Source organism: Streptomyces sp. SID12488 (genome assembly GCF_010548275.1).
In the GTDB taxonomy this organism is placed as follows: domain Bacteria; phylum Actinomycetota; class Actinomycetes; order Streptomycetales; family Streptomycetaceae; genus Streptomyces.
In genome coordinates this window covers 24,395-45,600 of the sequence record NZ_JAAGLT010000033.1, presented here as the reverse complement: position 1 = coordinate 45,600, position 21,206 = coordinate 24,395, and the positions used below count along the sequence as shown (strand labels likewise).

Here is a 21,206-nt window from a genome sequence, read left to right as displayed (position 1 = left end):
TATGCCGGAACTTCCCGAGGTCGAAGCGCTCAGGGACTTCCTGACCGACCGGCTCGTGGGCCATGAGATGGTCCGCGTGCTGCCCGTCGCGATCAGCGTCCTGAAGACGTACGACCCACCGCTCACCGCTCTGGAGGGCCGCGAGGTCACCGCCGTGCACCGGCACGGCAAGTTCCTCGACCTGACGACGGACGGCGGCCTGCACTTCGTGACCCACCTGGCCCGCGCGGGCTGGCTGCACTGGCGCGACCGTCTCCCCGACGGCCCGCCGAAGCCCGGAAAGGGCCCGCTCGCGCTGCGTGTCGCCCTGGAGACGGGCGAGGGCTTCGACCTCACCGAGGCCGGTACCCAAAAGCGCCTCGCGGTGTACGTCGTACACGATCCGCAGGAGGTGCCCGGCGTGGCCCGCCTCGGTCCCGACCCACTCGCCGACGACTTCGACGAGGCGCGCCTCGCCGGTCTGCTGGCGGGGGAGCGGCGACAACTCAAGGGCGCGCTGCGCGACCAGAGCCTGATCGCGGGGGTGGGCAACGCCTACAGCGACGAGATCCTGCACGCCGCGCGGATGTCCCCGTTCAAGCTCGCCGCCTCACTCGCACCGGAGGAGAACCGGCGGCTGTACGAGGCACTGCGCACGACGCTCACCGAGGCGGTCGAGCGCTCCCGGGGCCTCGCGGCCGGACGACTGAAGGCGGAGAAGAAGAGCGGCCTGAGGGTGCACGGCCGGACCGGCGAACCCTGCCCGGTTTGCGGGGACACCGTCCGCGAGGTCTCCTTCAGCGACTCCTCGCTCCAGTACTGCCCCACCTGCCAGACGGGCGGCAGACCACTCGCGGACCGCCGTATGTCACGCCTGCTGAAGTAGCGCTCTGAAGGGGCGTGGGGCCGTATCGATATGCGGCTCCGCGCGTGGGCGCGACCAGCCACGACGGCGCCGCAGTCGACCGACAGCACATGGCGCTTACTCAGGGGGCATCCAGCGTGACCAGGTGCAGGCCGTCGGTGGTGCGCAGCTCGTACTTGTCGATCTGGTCCGGGTGGAGGGTCGAGGCGCCCATCATCGTGCTCTCACGGGCGTCGTGCTCGGGCACGTTCCAGTTGGTCAGCGTCTCTTCCGTGCCGTCGTCCGCGATGGCGACGAGATGGCAGGCACGGGGGCCGGCGCCGTCCTTGACCTTCAGTTCGATCTGGCTGCCCCAGACCGTGTTCTCACTGGTGACCTGCGCCCAGACGCCGGACCGCTCGTCGGTCGCGGTGACCTGCTGCGTCGGGTCCGCGTTGCCGCTCGCCATGATGGCGATACCGGGCCCGGCCACGGCGAAGACCACCGAGGCGGCCACGGCGTACAGCCAGCGCCGACGGCCGGCCCGCTGACGGGTCGCGACTTCGCCGAGCAGCCGGTCCAGAAGCCTGGGACCGGGTTGGGCCATGGGGTGCACGGAGCGCGGCGTGGCTCGCCGGTACAGCAGCAACTGCCGTGTGGCGGGACCGAATTCGGTCACATGGGCCGCGCACTCAGGGCACTCCATGAGGTGGTCCTCGAAGCGGAACGCGTCCGCCTCGTCGAGCACGCCGAGCGCGTATGCGCCGACGTCGCGATGCCGTTCCAGGGACCTCATGACGAATCCTTGTGCCGATGGTACGGGTGGGGTGTTGTTGCTACCACCGGTACGCACCGGACTACGGAATCACTCAAGCCCCATACCGAATCGAGACCAAAGATGTTCGGAGCGGAGGAGAGCGCGGATTGGTCGGATTCTAAAAAAGATGGATCGCCAGATGCCCGAGAGGCAGTCCCAGCCGCCAGGCCGGGGTCCACACCTTCGGTCCGTCGTCCTCACCGAGCACGGGCCCGCCTCCCGGCACGGCGTCCAGGTCCGGGGCGAGCAGCTCGGTCTCCTCCAGCCAGCGCCAAGCGGCAGCGGCCATGTCCAAGTCCGGTGCCGGCGCCCTCGATTCGAGTGCGTCGGCCGCCAACCTTGAAATACGTGTCCGAACCCAGTCCTGCCAGGGCTGGTCGTACGCCGTCAGCGAAAGCCACTTCTCCAGTTGAGTGATGACCCGGATGCCCGAGAGTTCACCGCTGGTGTCGGACAGGAAGATGGTGAGTGCCAGCGCGTCCCGCCCCGCGCGGAACTCGAAGGACGTGGACGGCATCAGGTCGCCCGTCCGCAACAGTTCGTCGGCGATGTACTCGGCGTACAACCAGGCCATGGGAACGCTGAGTTCGCCCCCGCCGGTGCCGTCGGTGCTCTCTTGACCTCTGTGCAGCATTCCTTCCTGCCTTCCTCCGGTGCGTGCGCGTCGCCCGACCCCGGGCCTCCGGGACTCGCCCGGTCCGCACACGGATAGAAGACAGCTGATTGCTCAACCATGGTCCTCAGCAAGGCACTTTACCGAGGTTTGACCTGACCATTGGTTTCACCGCAGGTCGGCCGCATAACCCGGAAGGACTCGGCGCAGGGCGCGCAGCGCGTAATAAGCGCGCGACTTCACCGTACCGGGCGGGATTCCGAGCGCCGAGGCGGCCTCCGCAACACTCGCCCCGTGGAAATACACCAGCACCAGGACTTCACGGTGCTCCGGAGTGAGTGTCTTCACAGCCTCGCGCACATCGAGCGTCGCCGCGGACCGTTCCGCGTGATCGGCACACACCCGAGCGTTCTCCAGGATCGCGTCCCCGACCTCGGCGGGCCGCGCCTGCCGGGCCCGCCGCGCGTCGATGGCGAGCCGCCGCCCGACGGTCAGCAGCCACGGCCGTACGGAGGTGAAGTCGTCGGCGCGCAACGCCTCGGGGTGCTGCCAGGCGCGTACGAGGGTCTCCTGCACCAGGTCCTCGGCGCGCTGCCGGTCGCCGTCGCACAGGCGCAGCAGCAGGGCGAAGAGCGGTCGGCCGTGCTCGCGCTGCAGCGCGGCCAGCTCGTGCTCGGCGGTCGTCGTCCCGTGGGTGATGGTGGTTCCGGCCGTCATGGCCGTATGGCATCGCAGCGTCCCGATTCGGGACAGAGCGTGGACCGGAGTGTGCGGCGGACGGTCGGACCCGTCGACGAACGGTGCGACGAACGGTCGGAACGGCGCGTTCCTCACCGGCCGGACGGCTCGCGGGATCGGCGCGCACGGCGGGCGAGGCGGGTGCGGTCACGCCGCTGCGCGCGGGCGGCGCCCGGGCCGCCCACCCCGCCCGCACCTCTGACACCAACGGTTGCCCGCTCCCGCTACGGCACGACGGTGACCGGCCAGCGCCCCGCCTTCACCAGCCGGACGGCGACCGAGCCGATGATCCGGTGGCCCGCCTGCTCGGACGTGCCGACGACCACCGCGTCCGCCTTGAGGTCGTCGGCGGCCTTCACCAGGCCCGTGTACGGGTCCCCGCGGAGGGTGTGGAACTCCCAACGGACATCGAAGATCCCCCTGACCTGCTCGGTCGACTCCCGGATCTGCGCGATGAGATCCTCCGCGATACCGTCCGTCGCCTCCGCCACGGGCGCCCCGAACGCGGCGCCCGCCGTCATCACCGGCTGCACGTACACCAGGGCGAGCAGCGCGTGCTGGCGCCGGGCCAGCCCCGCGGCGTAGGCGGCGGCACGGAGCGAGGAGTCGGAGCCGTCGACGCCGACCACGATGACCTTCGGACCGTCCGTGCCCCGCTCGAACTGATGGCCGCCCCGGGATGAGTGCAGGTGTTCCGTCACGCTGCGAGGCTATCGGGAGCAGGGGGTCCACAGGGCACGCGGGGCGGCCGTGATCAAACCCGCGTACTGGTCCAGGCGGGTGCTTTCCTGCCGCCGCACCGGTGCCGATGCGGGGCGTCAGGACCGGACCGGGCGACTGATGAGTCATGACGAAGGATCAGTTGCTCACACGGCGCCGGGCGTTGATGATCGGCGGAGCCGCCGCCGTGGGAGCGGCCGGTACGGCCGCGCTGCTCACCGCCGGCCAGGACACGACCCCGGCCGCCCGGCCCGCCGCCCCCGCCGCGGGCCCCCCGGCGCACCGCGCGCTCAAGCCCTCCGCGTACCGCCTCGAACCCCTCACCGGATACGGTCCACCGCGCGCCGCCGCCCACGGGCGCACCCTGGTCCGCCACGAGCCGCTGCTGCGCGTGTCCGGACGGGGCCGCACCATGGTGCTGACCTTCGACGACGGCCCGGACCCCCGCTACACCCCGGACATCCTGCGGACCCTGCGCGAGCACGACGTCCGCGCGATGTTCTTCGTGTGCGGGGAGATGGCGGTCGACAACAAGGACCTGCTCGCCGAGATGACCGACGACGGGCACGTCGTCGGCAACCACACCTGGTCCCACCCGCTGCTCACCCGCCTCACGCGCTCCGAGATCCGCTCCCAGATGGAGCGCACCAGCGACGTCGTCGAGGACGCCTGCGGTGAGCCGCCCGTCTGGTTCCGCGCCCCTTACGGCGCCTGGAACCGGACCGCCTTCCAACTCGGCGCCGAACTCGGCATGGAGCCGCTCGCCTGGACCGTCGACACCCTCGACTGGATGACCCCCGGCGTCCGCACCATCGCCGACCGGGTCGAGCGCGGCGCCGCCCCGGGTGTCGTGGTGCTCTCCCACGATGCGGGCGGCGACCGTTCGCAGAGTGTCCGGGCGCTGCGCGACTATCTGCCGGAACTGCTGGATTCCGGATACCACATCACCGTACCGACCCGGCATTACACATAACCGAATCGCCGACAACGGGCTTTCGCCCGCCCGGTCGGGGAACGCTCAGCGAACCTCGACCAGGCGGGCGAACACCACCACGTTCCCGTTGTAGCCGTTCTGCTTGGAGAAACCGCCCCCGCAGGTGATGACCCGCAATTCGGGGGTGTTCCTGCTGCCGTAGACGCGATCGCCGGGAAAGTTGTCCTTCTCGAAGACCTCGATGCCGTAGATCTCGAAAACGGCGACCTTTCCGTCCTGGCGCTGCACCTCGACTCGATGCCCCTTCTTGAGGGCCCCGAGTCCGTAGAACACGGCGGGGCCCTGTTTGTTGTCGACATGGCCGACGACAACCGCGGTGCCCTTCTCGCCGGGCGACACGCCGCCGGTGAACCAGCCGGCCAGGTTCGGGTCCTCCGGCGGCGGGGCGTCCACCCATCCGGCCGCGTCCAGACCCACCGGCAGCACCGGCGCGTCGACCGAGATTGCCGGGATCCGCACCCGGTCGACCACGGAGTACGGCAGTGCGGCCGGGACGCTCGAGAAGGTGCCGCCGGGGAGGCGGCTGTCCGCTGCCGCCGCCGACGCGGGCTGTGGCGGACCCATGTCGAACTCTCCGGAACCGTTCCGAATGAGAGCGAGGCCGGTCAGCAGAACAAGCGCTATCACGCCCCACGGAGCGCGCTTCTTCCGCCGCTCCTCTTCTTCCGCCAGCTCGGACGCAGACATTCGCCATCCCCTCTCGACCCGGCCGTCGCCGTGTCAATCGCGCATACGAGAACGCTAAGTGCCCGGCGGGAAACCGGCGACGGGGCAGCGGCGAACGGGTGGTGGACGTGTTGTTGGTGAGCCATCCGAGTCGGCGCCGAAAGTATTTTTCTGACGGTCCGTGACCTGCGGCAATATCTGATTGTGCGGTCTTCCGTCGGCGTGTCCTCTCACCAGGACGGACCATTCCCGAAATGCGGCTGCGCGCAAGGCATCTGAGGGTTCGTCTGGGAGGCGTTTTCTCGCCGATCGACCGGGGACGGGTCCCGGGGCGCCTTCCGCGGAGGTTCACATGCGTACAACTCGTGCCCTGGTGGTGTCTGCTGCCACGGCTGCCGCGGTGGGGCTCGCCGCCCCGGCGGCCTCGGCCTGGGACCAGCCGTCCAGCGTCACGGCCGCACCGAGCGTCATCGCCCCGGGAGGGCAGCTGGTTCTTACGGCCAACGGCTCCGCCTGCGCCATGAAAGACAGCACCATCAGCTCCAACGCCTTCCCGACGGCCAGGTTCAGGTCCATGGGCGGCAACCCGGCGACGGCGACGGCGACGGTGACCGTCAACTCGAACGCCACTGGTGGTTCGTACAGCGTCACCACCACCTGTGAAAACCAGCGCAAGACCTTCACCAGCGTGTTCACGGTCATCGGCGGTGTCCAAGGCGGTCTCGGTGGTAGCAGCACCACCGGGGCCACCCCGACCGACATGGCGATCGGGGGCGGGCTGGTGGCCGCCGCGCTCGTCGGTGGTGGTGTGTTCTGGATGCGCCGCCGGTCCGAGAGCCGGATCTGACGCTCATCCCCTTCTGAGCGCGGACCGCACGTCAACAGCCCTTCGCCCCGGAACCCGTCAGGGTCCGGGGCGAAGGGCTGTGCGGGTGCTGCCGGGTCAGGCGCTGTCGTCGCTCGGGCGGCGGCGCGAGAAGTGGTACGCCACCGCCAGTGACCCCGTGATGAGCGCGGCTCCGAGGCCGATCTCCCTGAGGTCGAAGCCGGCGACGCTGCCGCCCTCGCCCGCGTGCACGCCCCGCTGGACAGGCAGGGGGTAGTGCGTCGGGTCGCTGGGGTGCCCGATGGCGATGGTGAGGTCGGTGTGGCCGCTCTCGCCGCCGCAGGTGAACGTCACCCGGTACGCGGCCCCAGGCTTGGCGTCCCAGTCGACCTTCGCCGTCGCCGACGAGTGCCCCTTGGGGATGGTGACCGGATCGAAGACACCGGAGGACACCCGGGTGTCGTCGTTGCAGCTGTCCACGCGCAGGGTGACCTGGCCGCCCGCCGCGACGGTCGAGGGCGCGACACCGAAGCCGAACGACGTGACGCTGTTGTTCGTGACGGCCGCCTGAGCGGCGGGCGCGGTGCAGACGAGGGCGGTGACGCCCAGCAGTGCGGCCGAGGCGACGCGTATCGCGCGCATAGTGAGTCCTCCGGGTTCCCCGAGGAGCAACTGCGGACCTTTTCCGCTCGCGCCGTACCGGTCGCGCCAGAAATGCACCTCGATGACCGAAACGCTAGGAACACACGTGCGTACGCGCGATCGGTGTCGTGCGAATGGGGCACAGGTGTGGGCCGCTCAGGGGATCTTGTTGAGCAAGCCGGGGGACACGCGCGCGTGGCGGGTGTCCCCCGTGGACGCGTCCGGTGAGGAACCGTCAGCCGGTTCCCACCGGACGGCGGTCGGTCAGCGGCCCGAGCCCGGAAAGAGCATCAGGAACGGATCGGCCGTGGCCGTGATGCCACGGCTGTAGGGCGCGTCGAAGTCCCAGATCAGGAAGAGCAGGAAGGCGATCAGGGTCGAGAAGAGCCCGGCGAGGATCAGTTCACGGGGTGTGCGGCGGATCTGGAGGGCGAAGATCATGCCGATCGTGATCGTGGCCCCCGCGATCAGACCGAACCAGACGACCCCGGGCATGGTCGGCCCGGTCGAGTCGGCTCGGGCCGTGCGTGCCTGGTCCGCCGTGGTCACCTGGTCGAGGAGCGGCTGGTAGGCCTGTGCCTCGAAGTCCGTCTTCGGCTCGTAGTCGGTGACGTCGACGCGGACGCGCTGCAGCAACTGGTCGCCGCGCTTGGTGACCCGGCCGTTGTCGGCCATCTCCTGCCACTCGGTTTTGACGACGTGTCCGACATAGGCGTTGACGTCGTCCCGAATACGGTCACGGACGTCCGGCGGATAGACCCGGACCCGCTCCGAGATCTCGTGCAGCGCGTGGGCCTCGGTCCCGACGTGGTCCTGGGCGACGCCGCGCGCCTCCCAGACGCCCGCGATGGCCAGACCCAGCACGATGGCGTACACCACGCCGATCCACATCGTCATGTACTCGATCACGTCCGGGGTGTCGGACGGATCCTCGTCCTCCGGGGCCCTGCGGTCCCGTACGAAGGTGATGAGGATGACGACCGCGCACGCGGCCGCGATCGCGACGGCGAGAACAAGCCATTCCGACAAGGGGATGCCTCCAAGGGGTCAGCGCGGACGCAGTGCGGCGACGGCGATCACGGCGGGCACCGTGATGAGCAGGGTGAACGAGACCAGCGACGGGCCGCTGCGGACGGCCCGTTTGCGGGCGGACACGTGGTACGGCGGATAACTGACCGGAGCCGGAATTGGTGACGCGGTCGGGCTCGGGCTCGGCTTCGGGGTGCGCGTCGGTGTGTGCAGGGGAGCGGGAGCGGGAGGCGGCGGCGGACTCGGGGTCGGCCGCGGGGCCGGGGCCGGCGGTGGCTTCGGTGCCGGCGTCGGTTTGCGCGGGGGAGTGGGCGTCGGGGTCGGAGTGGGTGTGGGGGTGGGCCTCGGTTTCGGTGGTGGTGGCGGTTCCGGCGTGGGTGTGGGCGTCGGTGGGGGAGTGGGCGTGGGTGTCGGGGTGGGCGTTGGTGTGGGGCAGGGGGGCGTGGGTGTCGGGCTCGGGCACCAGGAGCCGGTTCCGACGACGACCGCCGTACCGTTTCCGGTGACGGCCGTTCCACCGTTGCCCGTGCTGACCGACCAGCCGTCTCCGGTGGCGACCGGCACACCGGTGCCGACCGTGACCGTGGCGCCGTGCCCGGTGACCGTCACCGAGGTGCCGCTGCCCGAGCCGGTGGCGACGGAGACGCAGGTCGTCGCGTCGGCTGTGCCGACCGGCACGCCGACGAGCAGCCAGGTCAGAGCCAGCAGCGCCAATACCCGTATGGCGAGGGCGAATCGGTTCCGTGTGGGTCCATACACGACGAAGATCATGTGTGCTGGACGCTCCCGCGCGCGCGGGAGCGCGAGGAGATTGCCCCGAACGAGTGACGCATGTGGTGCGGCGGTTTGGATCACGCGTTCCAGGCGCGGCCGGTGGTCGTCCTCATGTGCGAGATGTGGCGGGTGGGACGGGTGTGGACACAGGGTTCGGAAAGAATTTTGTGCGGTGGTTGAACACAGTGACCGTCCCCGCCCGTACCTAGGACCGTGCGGCGGGCCAGCAGGTCGTCGCAACACCCTAATGATTACGGGGAGTACGTAATGAAGACCTCCTGGCGGAGCGCCTCACTCGTAGCGTCAGCTGCGGCCGTCCTGGCGCTGACGACGGCGTGCGGTCAGGACAAGGCCACCGACACAAGCAGCCAGAACGTCGGCGCGGCGGCTCCGGCCGCCGGTGGATACGGGTCCGCGGCCGGCACGAGCACGGCGGGCACCGGTACGGGTACCGACACCGGTACCGACACAGGTACGGAGGCCAACGGAGAGCAGGCCGCCGCCGGTAACTCGGCCACTGCGGGCCAGTTGAACGTGGTCACCAGCGCGGAGGTCGGCAAGGTGCTGGCCAGCAACAGTGGCCGTACGCTCTACCGGTTCGACCAGGACACGGCCGAACCGCCGAAGTCCAACTGTGACGGCGACTGCGCCACCACCTGGCCGCCGGTTCCGGCCGACGATGTCACGGCCGGTGTCGGTGTCGATGCGGCGCTGCTCGGCGAGGTGACCCGTTCCGACGGCACCAAGCAGCTCACTGTCGGTGGCTGGGCGGCCTACTACTACGCCAAGGACACCGCGGCCGGTGACATCAAGGGCCAGGGTGTGGGCGGCAAGTGGTACGGCCTCGCCCCCGACGGCAAGAAGGCCACGCTGGCCGCGCTGCCCGGCCTGTCCACCCGCAACGACCCCAAGCTCGGGACGATCGTCGTCGACAAGAAGGGCATGACGGTCTACCGCTTCCTGAAGGACGAGGCCTGGCCGAAGCCGGTCTCCGCCTGTGTCGGCGCCTGCCTCGACAAGTGGCCGGTCGTCGAGCCGGTCGCCTTCAACGACACCAAGGGCATCAAGGAGAAGGGCTACATGAACTTCACCCGGCCCGACGGTGCCAAGCAGCAGACGCTCAACTGCTCGCCCATCTACACCTTCATCAACGACAAGAAGCCCGGCGACACCAACGGCCAGGGCGTCGGCGGCACCTGGTACGCCGTGGCCCCCGACGGCAAGCTGGTCGGCGCGCCGAACCAGTAACAGCCGAACAGGCGACAGGGGAGACCGACTTCCCCGGGCCTGCTCCCTCCGCCTCGCACAGTCCGTGCGGGGCGGAGGGAGCAGGCCGCTTCGGCATGTCCGGAACTCATCGGTGGACAGGGCGATTTGCCGGTGAATCGTCCCCGACTCGCCGTATTCCCACCAGGAGTCGGGTGGCGACACTTCGTAACCCTTGAGAACTCTTTGGAATGCTCCGGATACTTTTCGGAGGAAGCTCGCGATACGTCAATTCAGCACGTGCCGCAGGCAGTGACCGGGAACGGATGGTCAATTTCCGTTTAGGCTCGCCCCTTTGGCAGGCGATCAGTAACCTCAGCTCGAACACTCGAGCGCCACGCCTGCCAACTCCTGGGAGAGAGATAGATGGAGCGTCCTGCCTGGGCCCCCCGGGGCATCGACATCTCGGTGCCGAGCGTTTCCCGGATCTACGACTTCTACCTGGGCGGTTCGCACAACTTCGAGGTCGACCGGGAAGCGGCCCGCAGGGCCATGGAGTTCATGCCGGGTCTTCCGAAGATCATGCAGGCGAACCGCGCGTTCATGCGCCGGGCCGTCAGCTACGCCGCCGCCGAGGGCATCACCCAGTTCCTGGACATCGGCTCCGGCATTCCCACCTTCGGCAGCGTCCACGAAGTGGCCCGGGCGGTCAGCCCCGAGGCGCGGGTGATGTACGTCGACCACGACCCGGTTGCCGTCGCACACAGTCAGGCGGTGCTGGCCGGCGACGAGCACGCGGACGTCCTCGCCGCCGATCTGCGCAAGCCCCGGGAGATCCTGGACAGCCCCCAGGTGCGGGCCCTGATCGATCAGAACCGGCCAGTGGCCCTGCTTCTCGTTGCCATACTGCATTTCGTGGAAGACATGGACGACCCGTACGCGGCGGTCGCCGAACTACGCGACGCGCTCGCGCCCGGCAGCCTGCTCGTCCTGACGCATGCCTCGTACGAGGGAATCCCGCTGTCGCCGGAGCGGGCCGACGGCACGGTCGACGTGTACAAGGGCATTCGCAACCCACTGGTCATGCGCTCGCGCGAAGCGGTCGCGCGGTTCTTCGAGGGGTACGACATGGTGGAACCGGGACTGGTGCCCATGCCGCGGTGGCGGCCGGAGACGGCACCGGAGGACGAGGACGCGTACTCCTTCTCCGGATTCGCCGGCGTGGGGCGCAAGGCGTGACCGCCGAGCCGGACGGCCCTCAGGACAGACTCCGCAGGTTCGCGACCATCTGGAGCCGAGCGGTCTACCAGGTGACCTCCACGTCACTCACCCGGGTGGAGTTCGAGGAGCAACTCCTGCCGCTCGCAGGACGGTTGAGCGAGGCCCTGCTGGCGAGGACATTCGACGCCGAGGAGGGCCGGGCGGTCGGCGCCGCGCTGGTCTCCGCACACTGCACCGACCCCGAGGCGCTCAGCCGCTCGCTCGACTGCGTGGACGCCTATCTGGTGCTGTACTGCGGCGGGGACGGCCCGCAGGAGGACCTGCGCGCCCGTTCGGCGAGGCTCCAGCACGCCATGGCCGCCGGATACGCAGGCGCGCTGCGCGACCGGACACTGGCCGAGCAGGAGGCGATCGCATGGGCCGCGCAGAGCGCGCGCAGCGCGGTCGCCGAGGCGCTGCACGACAGCGAGGCCCGCTTCCGGGCGGTCTTCGAGGGCGCGGCCATAGGGATCGGCATCGCCGACCTCGACGGGAACATCCTCCAGATCAACGGCGCACTGCAACGCATGTTCGGCGGCTCGGAGCAGACCGTACGAGGCCGCAGGGTCACGGACTGGACCCACCCGGACGACGCCCCACAGGTCTGGCGGCTGTACGAGGAACTCGTCCGCGGCGATCGTGAGCACTACCACGTCGAGAAGGCGTTCTACCGCCCCGACGGCACGGTCCTGTGGACCAACCTCACGGTCTCCCTGCTGCGCGACGCCGACGGCCGGCCGCAGTACCAGCTGGCCCTGATGGAGGACACCACCGAGCGCCGGCTCCTCAACCTCCGGCTGCGGTACGAGGCCACGCACGACGCGCTCACCGGGCTGCCCAACCGCACACTGTTCTTCGAACGACTGGAGAAGGCGCTGTCGGCGGGCGAGGGCCAGCGCTTCGGCCTGTGCTACCTCGACCTCGACGGCTTCAAGACCATCAACGACAGCCTCGGCCACGCGGCCGGCGACCGGCTGCTCGTCGAGGTCGCCGACCGGCTGCAGTCCTGCGCCACCGCGCCGGGGGAGATGGTGGCCCGGCTGGGCGGCGACGAGTTCGTGGCGCTGACCACCGGCCCCGACACCGAACGCGAGGTCGACGAACTCGCCGCCCGCATCATGAACGCGATGATCGCGCCGGTCAGCGTCGACGGCCGTGAACTGACCGTGCGCGGCAGCATCGGCATCGTCGAGGGCCCGGCGGGGGAGCGCGGCCCGGCGGAAGTGCTGCGCAGCGCCGACATCACCATGTACCGGGCGAAGTCGGCGGGCGGCAACCGCTTCGAACTGGCCGACCCCGAGGCCGACTTGAGGGCGATCACCCGCCACGGGCTGACCACGGCACTGCCGGCCGCCCTGGACCGGAAAGAGTTCTTCATCGAGTACCAGCCGCTGGTGAACCTCGGTGACGGCAGCGTCCGCGGCGCCGAGGCCCTGGTGCGCTGGCTGCATCCGCAGCACGGCGTCCTCGGCCCCGACCGCTTCATCCCGCTCGCCGAACACACCGGCCTGATCGTCCCGCTCGGCCGCTGGGTCCTGGAAGAGTCGGTGCGCCAGGCCCGCGCCTGGCAGGAACAGTACGGGGGACATCCGGCCGGGGGCCCGCTGCGCATCAACGTCAACCTGTCCCCGTGCCAGCTCACCCATCCCGGCCTGGTGCAGGACACCGTCGACATCCTGGAACGCGCGGGACTCGAACCCGAGGCCCTGTGCCTGGAGGTGACGGAGTCGGCGTTGATCGGCGCCGACGACGACCTCCTCAAACCGCTGCGCCGCCTCGCCGAGATGGGCGTCGACATCGCCCTGGACGACTTCGGCACCGGCTATTCGAATCTCGCCAACCTGCGCCGCCTCCCGGTGAGCATCCTCAAGCTCGACCGCTCCTTCACCCAGGGGATGCAGCAGTTCCCGGCGGACCGCGTCGACCTCAAGATCGTCGAGGGAATCGTCTCCCTCGCCCACAGCCTGAACCTCACGGTCACGGTCGAGGGCGTGGAAACGGGCGCCCAGGCAGAGCAACTCCGCATACTGGGCTGCGACACGGCCCAGGGCTGGTACTACGCCCGCCCCGGCCCTCCGGACCGCCTGTACGACCTGGCGCTGGTGGACGCGACGGGCTGACGGTGCCTTCGCGGCCGGTGCCGCCCGCGCCAGACATCTGGTACGGGCCCGCCACTCCGTGGATGTGGCGGGTGCACCGATTTCCGCAGACCGTCTTCCGCCGTTGGCTGAGGGTCGTACCGTTCCTGTGGACTTAGCGGGGGTGAGTCCGTTCAGTCGCGCGCCCCGAACGGTCTTGGGCGTACTGGTCCCCGGCGTACTCGACCCCGGGTGGCGACACGCATCCTGTGCGTGGTCCGGGCCCGGGAGGCCAGTTCCCTCACGACCTGGCCGAGTGGGTACGGCCAGAGGCGACGGGGAGGCCCTGAACCATCCTCTGGTGGAGCAGGGGCCCCGCGCGCTGACGCCGTACCCGGTGTCCCAGGTCGCATGATCACGCTAACCCGAACGGCCCAGAGCGTCGCAAGCCAAGGAGCCGACCATCACACGATCGAGCTAATTCGACCTCGTGTGCACTCCTTGGCGAGCAGTTGCAACCCCTGCGGCTGGCCGCGTCGATGCCCAGAAGGCCCACGTCCTCCGGTATCGCGACGCGCCCACCGGGCCTGGGGTCACGTGCCGGTCCGGGGGCTGACCGGCTGACGCCGTCGGTCAGCGCTCCAACAGCATCCGCTGCAACTCCCGAGCGGCCCGAGGCGGAGCCACATCGCTGCGATGAGCCAGGGCGATCGCCCGGAACAGCCCCGGCCGGGCCAGGGGCGTCACCCGTAGCCCGTGTCCCGACCGGCTTGCCACCATGCGGGGTACGACGGCCACGCCCAGCCCCGCCCGCACGAACCCCAACACCGCGTCCATCTCCCCGCCCTCCACCGCGAAGTCCGGCTCGAACCCGGCGGAGCGGCATGCGGCCACGGTCAGTTCACGCAGGTCGTAGCCGTGCCGGAACATCACCAGACGCTCACCCTCCAGGTCGGCGACGCGGACGGTCCGCCGGCCCCGGCCGGGCGCGGGCGCGTCCGGCGACGACACAACCACCAGATCCTCGCGCAGGATCTCCACCGTGGTCAGCGCCGGGGACGGGGTCGGCAGCGGCAGGACGACCAGGGCCAGATCCAGGGCGCCCCGCGCCAGCTCCCGTACGAGGTCGTGCGAGCCGCCCTCCTCGATCAGCAGCCGGATGCCGGGATAACGGTCGTGGAAGGCGCGCAGCACGTCCGGCAGCAGACCGGTGCACAGGCTCGGCGTCGCGCCCAGCCGGATCCGCCCGGACCGGAGCTGGACCAGCTCCTGCACCTCGTGCCGGGCCGTGTCCGCGTCGGCCAGGATGCGCCGGGCCAGTGGCAGGAGCGCCTCGCCGGCGTCCGTGAGGGTGATGTTGCCGCGCGCTCGCAGGAACAGTTCGGCCCCCAACTCCCGTTCCAGCGACTTGATCTGCTGGGAGAGCGACGGCTGCGCCACATGGACGAGATCGGCGGCGCGGGTGAAGTGCCGGGTCTCGGCGACCGCCACGAAGTACTGGAGCTGCTGGAACTGCATGCGTCCAGGGTAAGGGGTTCATAGGCTCTGACTATGGAAACAAGCCGGACCATGTCTTGGACCGATCGTGGTCCCGCCGCCTAGCGTCAGATCCATGGCTCTGGCAACGCGGACGGACCGACGGTCGTCCATGGCACGCACGGTGTGGGACAGCTCCGTCGGCAAGAAGACCGTGATGGCCGTGAGCGGTCTGATCATGCTGCTGTATCTCGTCGCCCACATGATCGGCAACCTGAAGATCTTCTTCGGGCCCGGCGAGTTCAACCACTACGCCCACTGGCTGCGCACAGTCGGCGAGCCCTTCATGCACTACGAGTGGACGCTCTGGCTCATTCGTGTCGTGCTCGTGGCCGCCGTCGTCGCCCACGCCACCTCCGCCTACCAGCTCAGCCGCCGGGACATCCGGGCCCGGCCGAGCAAGTACATCCACAGGAAAGCGCGGACGAGCTACGCGACGCGCACCATGCGCTGGGGCGGGACCATCCTCGGCCTGTTCATCGTCTGGCACGTCCTCGACCTGACCACCGGCAGCGTCCACTCGGGCGGCTTCCAGCCGGGCCACCCCTACCAGAACGTCGTCGACACCTTCTCCACCTGGTACGGCAACGTCATCTACATCGTCGCGATGCTCGCCCTCGGCCTGCACATCCGGCACGGCTTCTGGAGCGCGGCCCAGACCCTCGGCGTCGGCAGCCGCACCCGCGACCGCGCCCTAAAGACCGTCGCGAACGTCCTCGCGCTGCTGCTCACGGCCGGTTTCCTCGCCGTCCCCGTGGGCGTCATGACCGGAGTGGTGAGCTGAAATGACCGCTGAACACGCTGAATACAACGAGTTCACGACCGGTGAGCCCCTCGTCGACCACAGGGCGCCCGCCGGACCGGTCAACGAACGCTGGGACAGGCGCCGTTTCGAGGCCAAGCTGGTCAACCCCGCCAACCGGCGGGGGCACACCGTCATCGTCGTGGGCACCGGGCTGGCAGGGGGTGCCGCGGGCGCCACGCTCGCCGAACAGGGCTACCACGTCGTCCAGTTCTGCTACCAGGACTCCCCGCGTCGCGCCCACTCGATCGCCGCCCAGGGCGGCATCAACGCGGCGAAGAACTACCGCAATGACGGCGACTCCGTCCACCGGCTGTTCTACGACACCGTCAAGGGCGGCGACTTCAGGGCGCGCGAGTCCAACGTGCACCGGCTCGCACAGATCTCCGTCGAGATCATCGACCAGTGCGTCGCCCAGGGCGTTCCCTTCGCCCGCGAGTACGGCGGGCTGCTCGACACCCGCTCCTTCGGCGGCGTCCAGGTCTCGCGCACCTTCTACGCCCGCGGCCAGACCGGACAGCAACTGCTGCTCGGCGCCTACCAGGCCCTCAGTCGGCAGATCGCCGCCGGGAACATCGAGATGCACGCGCGCACCGAGATGCTCGACCTGATCGTCGTCGACGGGCGGGCCCGGGGGATCGTCGCCCGTGACCTGATCACCGGGGAGATCTCCAGCCACTTCGCGGACGCCGTCGTCCTCGCCACCGGCGGCTACGGCAACGTCTTCTACCTCTCCACGAACGCCATGAACTCCAACGCCACCGCTGTCTGGCGGGCCCACCGGCGCGGCGCCCACTTCGCCAACCCCTGCTTCACGCAGATCCATCCGACCTGCATCCCGCGCACCGGCGACCACCAGTCCAAGCTCACCCTGATGAGCGAGTCGCTGCGCAACGACGGCCGGATCTGGGTGCCGAAGGCCAAGGGGGACACACGGTCCGCGAACGAGATCCCCGAGGACGAGCGCGACTACTACTTGGAGCGTATCTACCCCTCCTTCGGCAACCTGGTCCCGCGCGACATCGCCTCCCGCGCCGCCAAGAACGTCTGCGACGAGGGGCGCGGCGTCGGACCCGGCGGCCAGGGCGTCTACCTCGACTTCGCCGACGCCGTCCGGCGGATGGGGCGGAAAGCGGTCGAGGAGAAGTACGGCAACCTCTTCGACATGTACGCGCGGATCACCGCCGAAGACCCCTACACGGTCCCCATGCGGATCTATCCCGCCGTGCACTACACGATGGGCGGACTCTGGGTCGACTACGACCTTCAGACCACCGTCCCCGGCCTGTTCGCGATCGGCGAGGCCAACTTCTCCGACCACGGCGCGAACCGGCTCGGCGCCTCCGCGCTGATGCAGGGCCTCGCCGACGGCTACTTCGTCCTCCCGGCCACCATCAACGACTACCTGGCCCGCCACCCCGGCCGCGATCCCGTGGACGACCGACATCCGGTCGTACAGGAGGTGTTGGCGGAGACCGAGGACCGGCTGAACCTCCTCCTCTCCGTCGACGGCGACCGCACCCCCGACTCCTTCCACCGTGAACTCGGCGAACTGATGTGGGAGTTCTGCGGAATGGCCCGCAGCGACAGCGGGCTGCGCAAGGCCCTGAGCCGCATCCCGCAGATCCGCGAGGAGTTCTGGCGGCGGATCAAGGTCCCGGGCACTGGCGAGGAGTTCAACCAGTCGCTGGAGAAGGCCAACCGAGTCGTCGACTACCTCGAACTCGCCGAGCTGATGTGCCTCGACGCGCTGCACCGCGCGGAGTCCTGCGGCGGCCACTTCCGCGACGAGTCCCAGACCCCGGACGGCGAGGCGGAGCGCAGGGACGACGAGTTCTCGTACGCCGCCGCCTGGGAGTTCACAAGTACGGGCTCGGCCCCCGTCCTCCACAAGGAAGAACTCGTCTTCGAGTACGTCCACCCCACCCAGCGGAGCTACGCATGAAGCTCACCCTGCGCGTCTGGCGGCAGCGCGCCGCCGACGCCGACGGCGCCATGTCCACGTACGAGGTGGACGGCATCTCGGCCGACATGTCCTTCCTGGAGATGCTCGACACCCTCAACGAGGAGCTCATCCTCAAGGGCGACGACCCGGTCGCCTTCGACCACGACTGCCGCGAGGGCATCTGCGGCGCGTGCTCGCTCGTCATCAACGGCGACGCGCACGGGCCCGAGCGCACCACCACCTGCCAGCTCCACATGCGGTCCTTCGCCGACGGCGACACCATCGACGTCGAACCGTGGCGCGCCGCAGCCTTCCCGGTGGTGAAGGATCTCGTCGTCGACCGCTCGGCCTTCGACCGGATCATCCAGGCCGGCGGCTACGTCACCGCCCCCACCGGAGCCGCCCCCGAGGCCCACGCCACCCCCGTACCGAAACCGGACGCCGACTTCGCCTTCGAGCACGCCGAGTGCATCGGCTGCGGGGCGTGCGTGGCCGCCTGCCCGAACGGGGCGGCGATGCTCTTCACCTCCGCCAAGGTCAACCACCTGAACGTGCTGCCGCAGGGGGCGCCCGAGCGGGAGACCCGGGTGCTCGACATGGTCGCGCAGATGGACGAGGAGGGGTTCGGCGGCTGCACCCTCGCCGGGGAGTGCGCCACCGCCTGCCCGAAGGGCATCCCCCTCGTCTCCATCACCGGGATGAACAAGGAGTGGCTGCGAGCGACGCGCAAAGTGTCCGGACGCTGACCCCACGACGTTCGCCGGCGAGGTGCGGACGGGCGGGACCGGAGTGGTGCTCTGCCCCGGTCCCGCCAGGCACCCCTGGCATTCAACAAGCTCACATCCGATCGCTCTTCGAGAGTCACGCGCCGGACAGCCGCAGTCGGAAGAACTGATACGGCCGGACGTAACGGGACCGGCCAGTTCAGTCCTCGCCGTCCCCGGCCCGTGACCAGGAGAGAGCCATGACCGGCGTTTCCACCATCGAACGTCCTCCGCTCCCCGCCACACCCACCCGCTACACCGTCACCCTCGCCCGCGACGAGGACGACGTACGAGCCGCGCAGCGGCTGCGCCACGACGTCTTCGCCGGTGAGCTCGGCGCCCTGCTGTCCTCCCCGCAGCCCGGCCTCGACATCGACCCCTTCGACGCGTACTGCGACCACCTGCTGGTCCGTGACACGTTCACCGGCCAGGTCGTCGGCACCTACCGGCTGCTGCCCCCGGAGCGGGCTGCGATCGCCGGACGCCTGTACTCCGAGGGCGAGTTCGACATCTCCCCGCTCGACGCGATCCGCCCCGGCCTCGTCGAGGTCGGCCGTTCCTGCGTCCACCCCGACCACCGGGACGGCGCGGTCATCGGCCTCATCTGGGCCGGTATCGCCCGCTACATGGTCGACCGGGGCCACGAATGGCTGGCCGGCTGCTGCTCCATCCCGCTCTCCGACGGCGGCGCCCTCGCCGCCGGCACCTGGGACCGCGTCCGGACCAAGCACCTGGCCCCGGAGGAGTTCCGGGTGCGCCCGCTGCTGCCCTGGTCCGCCGAGGGCGTGCCCCGTCCCGCCGGCCGCACCGAACTGCCCCCGCTCCTGCGCGGCTACGTCCGCCTGGGCGCCTGGGTCTGCGGGGAGCCCGCCCACGACCCGGACTTCGGGGTCGCCGACCTGTACGTGCTGCTGTCGATGCGCCGGATCAACCAGCGCTATCTGCGGCACTTCCTCTCCCTCGTCCCGGCCTGATGAGCGTCTGGCTGCCCAGCGCGCCCTGCACCCCCAGGGCGTGCGTGGAGACGACGGGATCCGTGACGGCCGTACCCCTGGCCGTGCTGCGACTGGTGACCGTCCTGGTCGTCCTGCTCGCCGGCATCATGCTGTGCCCCCTCGGCAGGCGGATCCCCGCCGGGTGGGTACGGCGGTGGGCCCGCACGATCGTGCGGGCCGCGGGAGTCCGGCTCCGGGTGAGCGGCCCCACCGCGCCCACCGGGGGCGTACTGCTGGTCGCCAACCACATCTCGTGGCTGGACATCCCGCTGCTGGCCGCCGTACGACCGGCGAGGATGCTCGCCAAGGCCGAGATCCGGCGGTGGCCGGTGGCTGGTGTGCTGACCGCGAGCAGCGGTGCACTGTTCATCGAGCGCGACCGGCTGCGGGCGCTGCCGGTGACCGTCGCGAAGATCGCCGACGCCCTGCGGCAGGGTACGGCGGTGGTCGCCTTCCCGGAGGGCAGCACCTGGTGCGGCAAGGCACAGGGCCACTTCCGCCGGGCGGTGTTCCAGGCCGCGCTGGACGCCGGCGTGCCCGTCCAGCCGGTGCACCTGCACTACCGGCTCGCCGGAGGAGCGGCCAGCACGGCGCCCGCCTTCGTCGGCGAGGACTCGTTGCTCACGTCGGTGTGGCGGGTGGTGTCGGCGCGGGGGTTGGTGGCGGAGGTGGAGGTGCGGGATGCGATAGCGCCGGGGAGCCATCGGGACCGGCGTGCCCTGGCCCGGGCGGCCCAGCCGCCGCTCCTCGGCCCACACCAGCTGGCGCTGGCCGAGGGCCGGAGGCGGCCGGTCGCGCCCTGCAACTAGGGGTGCGTTTCCGGCTGCGGGTCCGTCGTGGCTGGTCGCGCCCCGCGGCGGAGCCGCAGATCGATACAGCCCCGCGCCCCTGAGAAGGGCGGGCTGCGCCGCCTCTTCTCAGGGGCGCAGCAGCCTCGCCAGCCGGCGGTAGGAGTCCAGCAGGGCAGGTCGGTCGTACGTGCTGGTCGTCACCAGGACCTCCTGCGCGCTCGTCTCCTTGATCACCGTCTCCAGTTCGTGGGCCACCTCGTCCGCCGTACCGGCGAGCTGGCCCGCGAGCCCGGACTCGTAGAAGCCGCGTTCCTTGGCGGTCATCGTGCGGGACTCGACCCGTTCGGCGGGCGGCAGCGGCGGGAAGGTGCCGTGGGTGCGGGAGTACGCCATCGACCAGGCCTCGGGGACGAGGAGCCGTCGGGCCTCCTCCGGGGTGGCGGCCACCGCGACCGTCCCTGAGATGACGACGTACGGTTCGACCGCCCAGGCCGAGGGCCGGAAACCGGCACGGTAGGTGTCGATGCCGCGCAGCATCCGCTCACGGGAGCGCAGGTCGCCGATCACCATGGGCAGGCCCGCCCGGGCGGCGATCGTGGCGCCCTCGCCCATGGCGAGCACGAAGGGCGGTACGGCGAGGCCGTCGGCGGGGCGGGCACGCACCCCCGTCGGGGAGGTGCCGCCGAACCAGCCGAGCAGTTCGTCGAGCTGGGCCGAGAAGTCGTCGGCCACGTCCTTGTCGCGGCCCAGCGCCCGGCGTACCCCGTCGGTGAAGCCGACCGAACGACCGAGCCCCATGTCGATCCGGCCCGGGAACAGGGACTCCAGCACCCCGAACTGCTCGGCCACGACCAGGGGTTGGTGATTGGGCAGCATCACTCCACCCGTGCCGACCCGGATTGTGCTGGTCGCGGCTGCCACGGCAGCGGCCAGCACGGTGGGCGCGGAACCGGCGACCCCGGGCACGCCGTGGTGCTCGGAGACCCAGAACCGGTGGAAGCCGAGCCGTTCCGCCTCCCGGGCCAGCACGACCGTGTCCCGCAGGGCCTCGGCGTCCGGGCGGCCCTCCCGGGTACGGGACCGGTCGAGCACGGAGAACCGGGTCGCGGACAGCACCGATCCTGATCCTGACTCCGGCCCCGGTCGCTGTGATCGCTCCGGTTGATCTGCTGTGCTCGGCATGGCTG

At 70.2% G+C, this 21,206-nt stretch carries 21 protein-coding genes and 1 pseudogene; 12 read left to right on the top strand and 10 right to left on the bottom strand.

The genetic code is table 11. The annotated features are described in order from the left end of the window. Position 1 precedes the first annotated feature (1 nt). Positions 2-865, top strand: a complete 864-nt coding sequence (locus G3I56_RS35395) for an Fpg/Nei family DNA glycosylase (protein WP_164416340.1) — start codon at positions 2-4, stop codon at positions 863-865. Between the two features lie 100 nt (positions 866-965). On the opposite strand, the gene G3I56_RS35390 is transcribed toward G3I56_RS35395, so the two are convergent. The 3 genes from G3I56_RS35390 to G3I56_RS35380 all read right to left on the bottom strand — a co-directional run bounded on the left by G3I56_RS35390 (position 966) and on the right by G3I56_RS35380 (position 2,970). Beyond that, positions 966-1,619 carry a zf-HC2 domain-containing protein gene (locus G3I56_RS35390; RefSeq protein ID WP_164416338.1) on the bottom strand — a complete coding sequence of 218 codons (654 nt, stop codon included), beginning with the start codon at positions 1,617-1,619 and terminating at the stop codon, positions 966-968. 139 nt (positions 1,620-1,758) lie between these two features. Next, on the bottom strand, positions 1,759-2,274 hold the full coding sequence (locus tag G3I56_RS35385) for a hypothetical protein (protein WP_164416336.1): 516 nt from the start codon (positions 2,272-2,274) through the stop codon (positions 1,759-1,761). A gap of 147 nt (positions 2,275-2,421) precedes the next feature. Continuing rightward, complete coding sequence (locus G3I56_RS35380; RefSeq protein ID WP_164416334.1) at positions 2,422-2,970, bottom strand: sigma-70 family RNA polymerase sigma factor; 549 nt, start codon at positions 2,968-2,970, stop codon at positions 2,422-2,424. A gap of 125 nt (positions 2,971-3,095) precedes the next feature. On the opposite strand from G3I56_RS35380, the pseudogene G3I56_RS44320 reads away from it, so the two are divergent. Next, positions 3,096-3,215 (top strand): annotated as a pseudogene (locus tag G3I56_RS44320) (CapA family protein); the annotation flags it as partial. Here the strand turns inward: G3I56_RS44320 and G3I56_RS35375 are convergent. Further along, positions 3,216-3,692 (bottom strand): universal stress protein, encoded by a 477-nt coding sequence (locus tag G3I56_RS35375; protein WP_164416332.1) that lies wholly within the window; start codon positions 3,690-3,692, stop codon positions 3,216-3,218. 146 nt (positions 3,693-3,838) lie between these two features. Here G3I56_RS35375 and G3I56_RS35370 point away from each other — a divergent pair, with 146 nt between their 5' ends. After that, entirely contained in the window at positions 3,839-4,684 is an 846-nt protein-coding gene (locus G3I56_RS35370; protein WP_164416330.1) for a polysaccharide deacetylase family protein, read from the top strand. Positions 4,685-4,729: 45 nt separating this feature from the next. Here G3I56_RS35370 and G3I56_RS35365 read toward each other — a convergent pair whose 3' ends face one another. Then, positions 4,730-5,392 (bottom strand): class F sortase, encoded by a 663-nt coding sequence (locus G3I56_RS35365; RefSeq protein WP_164416328.1) that lies wholly within the window; start codon positions 5,390-5,392, stop codon positions 4,730-4,732. A gap of 331 nt (positions 5,393-5,723) precedes the next feature. On the opposite strand from G3I56_RS35365, the gene G3I56_RS35360 reads away from it, so the two are divergent. Continuing rightward, positions 5,724-6,218 carry a hypothetical protein gene (locus G3I56_RS35360; protein WP_164416326.1) on the top strand — a complete coding sequence of 165 codons (495 nt, stop codon included), beginning with the start codon at positions 5,724-5,726 and terminating at the stop codon, positions 6,216-6,218. Positions 6,219-6,314: 96 nt separating this feature from the next. Here the strand turns inward: G3I56_RS35360 and G3I56_RS35355 are convergent, their stop codons facing one another. From G3I56_RS35355 to G3I56_RS35345, 3 genes are all read right to left on the bottom strand, one after another. After that, positions 6,315-6,839 carry a hypothetical protein gene (locus tag G3I56_RS35355; RefSeq protein ID WP_164416324.1) on the bottom strand — a complete coding sequence of 175 codons (525 nt, stop codon included), beginning with the start codon at positions 6,837-6,839 and terminating at the stop codon, positions 6,315-6,317. Between the two features lie 264 nt (positions 6,840-7,103). Further along, positions 7,104-7,868 carry a DUF4239 domain-containing protein gene (locus tag G3I56_RS35350; protein ID WP_164416322.1) on the bottom strand — a complete coding sequence of 255 codons (765 nt, stop codon included), beginning with the start codon at positions 7,866-7,868 and terminating at the stop codon, positions 7,104-7,106. 18 nt (positions 7,869-7,886) lie between these two features. Beyond that, positions 7,887-8,627, bottom strand: a complete 741-nt coding sequence (locus G3I56_RS35345) for a hypothetical protein (RefSeq protein WP_343240146.1) — start codon at positions 8,625-8,627, stop codon at positions 7,887-7,889. A 282-nt stretch (positions 8,628-8,909) separates the two neighbouring features. Between G3I56_RS35345 and G3I56_RS35340 the strand changes: the two genes are divergently transcribed. The 3 genes from G3I56_RS35340 to G3I56_RS35330 all read left to right on the top strand — a co-directional run bounded on the left by G3I56_RS35340 (position 8,910) and on the right by G3I56_RS35330 (position 13,228). After that, positions 8,910-9,890, top strand: a complete 981-nt coding sequence (locus G3I56_RS35340) for an SCO0930 family lipoprotein (RefSeq protein ID WP_164416318.1) — start codon at positions 8,910-8,912, stop codon at positions 9,888-9,890. A gap of 384 nt (positions 9,891-10,274) precedes the next feature. Then, complete coding sequence (locus G3I56_RS35335) at positions 10,275-11,087, top strand: SAM-dependent methyltransferase (protein WP_164416316.1); 813 nt, start codon at positions 10,275-10,277, stop codon at positions 11,085-11,087. Beyond that, on the top strand, positions 11,084-13,228 hold the full coding sequence (locus G3I56_RS35330) for an EAL domain-containing protein (protein WP_164416314.1): 2,145 nt from the start codon (positions 11,084-11,086) through the stop codon (positions 13,226-13,228). Before G3I56_RS35335 ends, G3I56_RS35330 begins: the two co-directional genes overlap by 4 nt. A 591-nt stretch (positions 13,229-13,819) precedes the next feature. Here the strand turns inward: G3I56_RS35330 and G3I56_RS35325 are convergent. Next, complete coding sequence (locus G3I56_RS35325) at positions 13,820-14,704, bottom strand: LysR substrate-binding domain-containing protein (RefSeq protein ID WP_164416312.1); 885 nt, start codon at positions 14,702-14,704, stop codon at positions 13,820-13,822. 130 nt (positions 14,705-14,834) lie between these two features. Here G3I56_RS35325 and G3I56_RS35320 point away from each other — a divergent pair, with 130 nt between their 5' ends. The 5 genes from G3I56_RS35320 to G3I56_RS35300 all read left to right on the top strand — a co-directional run bounded on the left by G3I56_RS35320 (position 14,835) and on the right by G3I56_RS35300 (position 20,037). Further along, positions 14,835-15,506, top strand: coding sequence for a succinate dehydrogenase (locus G3I56_RS35320; protein WP_164416422.1), 672 nt, complete (start codon positions 14,835-14,837; stop codon positions 15,504-15,506). Position 15,507: 1 nt separating this feature from the next. Beyond that, a complete protein-coding gene (locus G3I56_RS35315; RefSeq protein WP_164416310.1) occupies positions 15,508-17,469 on the top strand; it encodes a fumarate reductase/succinate dehydrogenase flavoprotein subunit in 1,962 nt (653 codons plus the stop codon). Further along, positions 17,466-18,215 carry a succinate dehydrogenase/fumarate reductase iron-sulfur subunit gene (locus tag G3I56_RS35310; RefSeq protein WP_164416308.1) on the top strand — a complete coding sequence of 250 codons (750 nt, stop codon included), beginning with the start codon at positions 17,466-17,468 and terminating at the stop codon, positions 18,213-18,215. Before G3I56_RS35315 ends, G3I56_RS35310 begins: the two co-directional genes overlap by 4 nt. Before the next feature lie 218 nt (positions 18,216-18,433). Then, complete coding sequence (locus tag G3I56_RS35305) at positions 18,434-19,207, top strand: GNAT family N-acyltransferase (protein ID WP_164416306.1); 774 nt, start codon at positions 18,434-18,436, stop codon at positions 19,205-19,207. Further along, entirely contained in the window at positions 19,207-20,037 is an 831-nt protein-coding gene (locus G3I56_RS35300) for a lysophospholipid acyltransferase family protein (RefSeq protein ID WP_164416304.1), read from the top strand. The genes G3I56_RS35305 and G3I56_RS35300 overlap by 1 nt, the downstream gene beginning before the upstream one ends. 108 nt (positions 20,038-20,145) lie before the next feature. Here G3I56_RS35300 and G3I56_RS35295 read toward each other — a convergent pair whose 3' ends face one another. After that, the gene (locus G3I56_RS35295) at positions 20,146-21,135 is read right to left on the bottom strand and encodes an LLM class flavin-dependent oxidoreductase (protein WP_343240145.1); all 990 of its coding nucleotides are present in this window, start codon (positions 21,133-21,135) and stop codon (positions 20,146-20,148) included. Between the last annotated feature and the right edge of the window lie 71 nt (positions 21,136-21,206).

Bases quoted from the DNA above. Each gene is read 5' to 3' on its own strand.
- G3I56_RS35395 (WP_164416340.1), top strand. From the start codon at position 2: ATGCCGGAACTTCCCGAGGTCGAAGCGCTCAGGGACTTCCTGACCGAC.
- G3I56_RS35390 (WP_164416338.1), bottom strand. From the start codon at position 1,619: ATGAGGTCCCTGGAACGGCATCGCGACGTCGGCGCATACGCGCTCGGC.
- G3I56_RS35385 (WP_164416336.1), bottom strand. From the start codon at position 2,274: ATGCTGCACAGAGGTCAAGAGAGCACCGACGGCACCGGCGGGGGCGAA.
- G3I56_RS35380 (WP_164416334.1), bottom strand. From the start codon at position 2,970: ATGACGGCCGGAACCACCATCACCCACGGGACGACGACCGCCGAGCAC.
- G3I56_RS35370 (WP_164416330.1), top strand. From the start codon at position 3,839: ATGACGAAGGATCAGTTGCTCACACGGCGCCGGGCGTTGATGATCGGC.
- G3I56_RS35365 (WP_164416328.1), bottom strand. From the start codon at position 5,392: ATGTCTGCGTCCGAGCTGGCGGAAGAAGAGGAGCGGCGGAAGAAGCGC.
- G3I56_RS35360 (WP_164416326.1), top strand. From the start codon at position 5,724: ATGCGTACAACTCGTGCCCTGGTGGTGTCTGCTGCCACGGCTGCCGCG.
- G3I56_RS35355 (WP_164416324.1), bottom strand. From the start codon at position 6,839: ATGCGCGCGATACGCGTCGCCTCGGCCGCACTGCTGGGCGTCACCGCC.
- G3I56_RS35340 (WP_164416318.1), top strand. From the start codon at position 8,910: ATGAAGACCTCCTGGCGGAGCGCCTCACTCGTAGCGTCAGCTGCGGCC.
- G3I56_RS35335 (WP_164416316.1), top strand. From the start codon at position 10,275: ATGGAGCGTCCTGCCTGGGCCCCCCGGGGCATCGACATCTCGGTGCCG.
- G3I56_RS35325 (WP_164416312.1), bottom strand. From the start codon at position 14,704: ATGCAGTTCCAGCAGCTCCAGTACTTCGTGGCGGTCGCCGAGACCCGG.
- G3I56_RS35320 (WP_164416422.1), top strand. From the start codon at position 14,835: ATGGCACGCACGGTGTGGGACAGCTCCGTCGGCAAGAAGACCGTGATG.
- G3I56_RS35315 (WP_164416310.1), top strand. From the start codon at position 15,508: ATGACCGCTGAACACGCTGAATACAACGAGTTCACGACCGGTGAGCCC.
- G3I56_RS35310 (WP_164416308.1), top strand. From the start codon at position 17,466: ATGAAGCTCACCCTGCGCGTCTGGCGGCAGCGCGCCGCCGACGCCGAC.
- G3I56_RS35305 (WP_164416306.1), top strand. From the start codon at position 18,434: ATGACCGGCGTTTCCACCATCGAACGTCCTCCGCTCCCCGCCACACCC.
- G3I56_RS35300 (WP_164416304.1), top strand. From the start codon at position 19,207: ATGAGCGTCTGGCTGCCCAGCGCGCCCTGCACCCCCAGGGCGTGCGTG.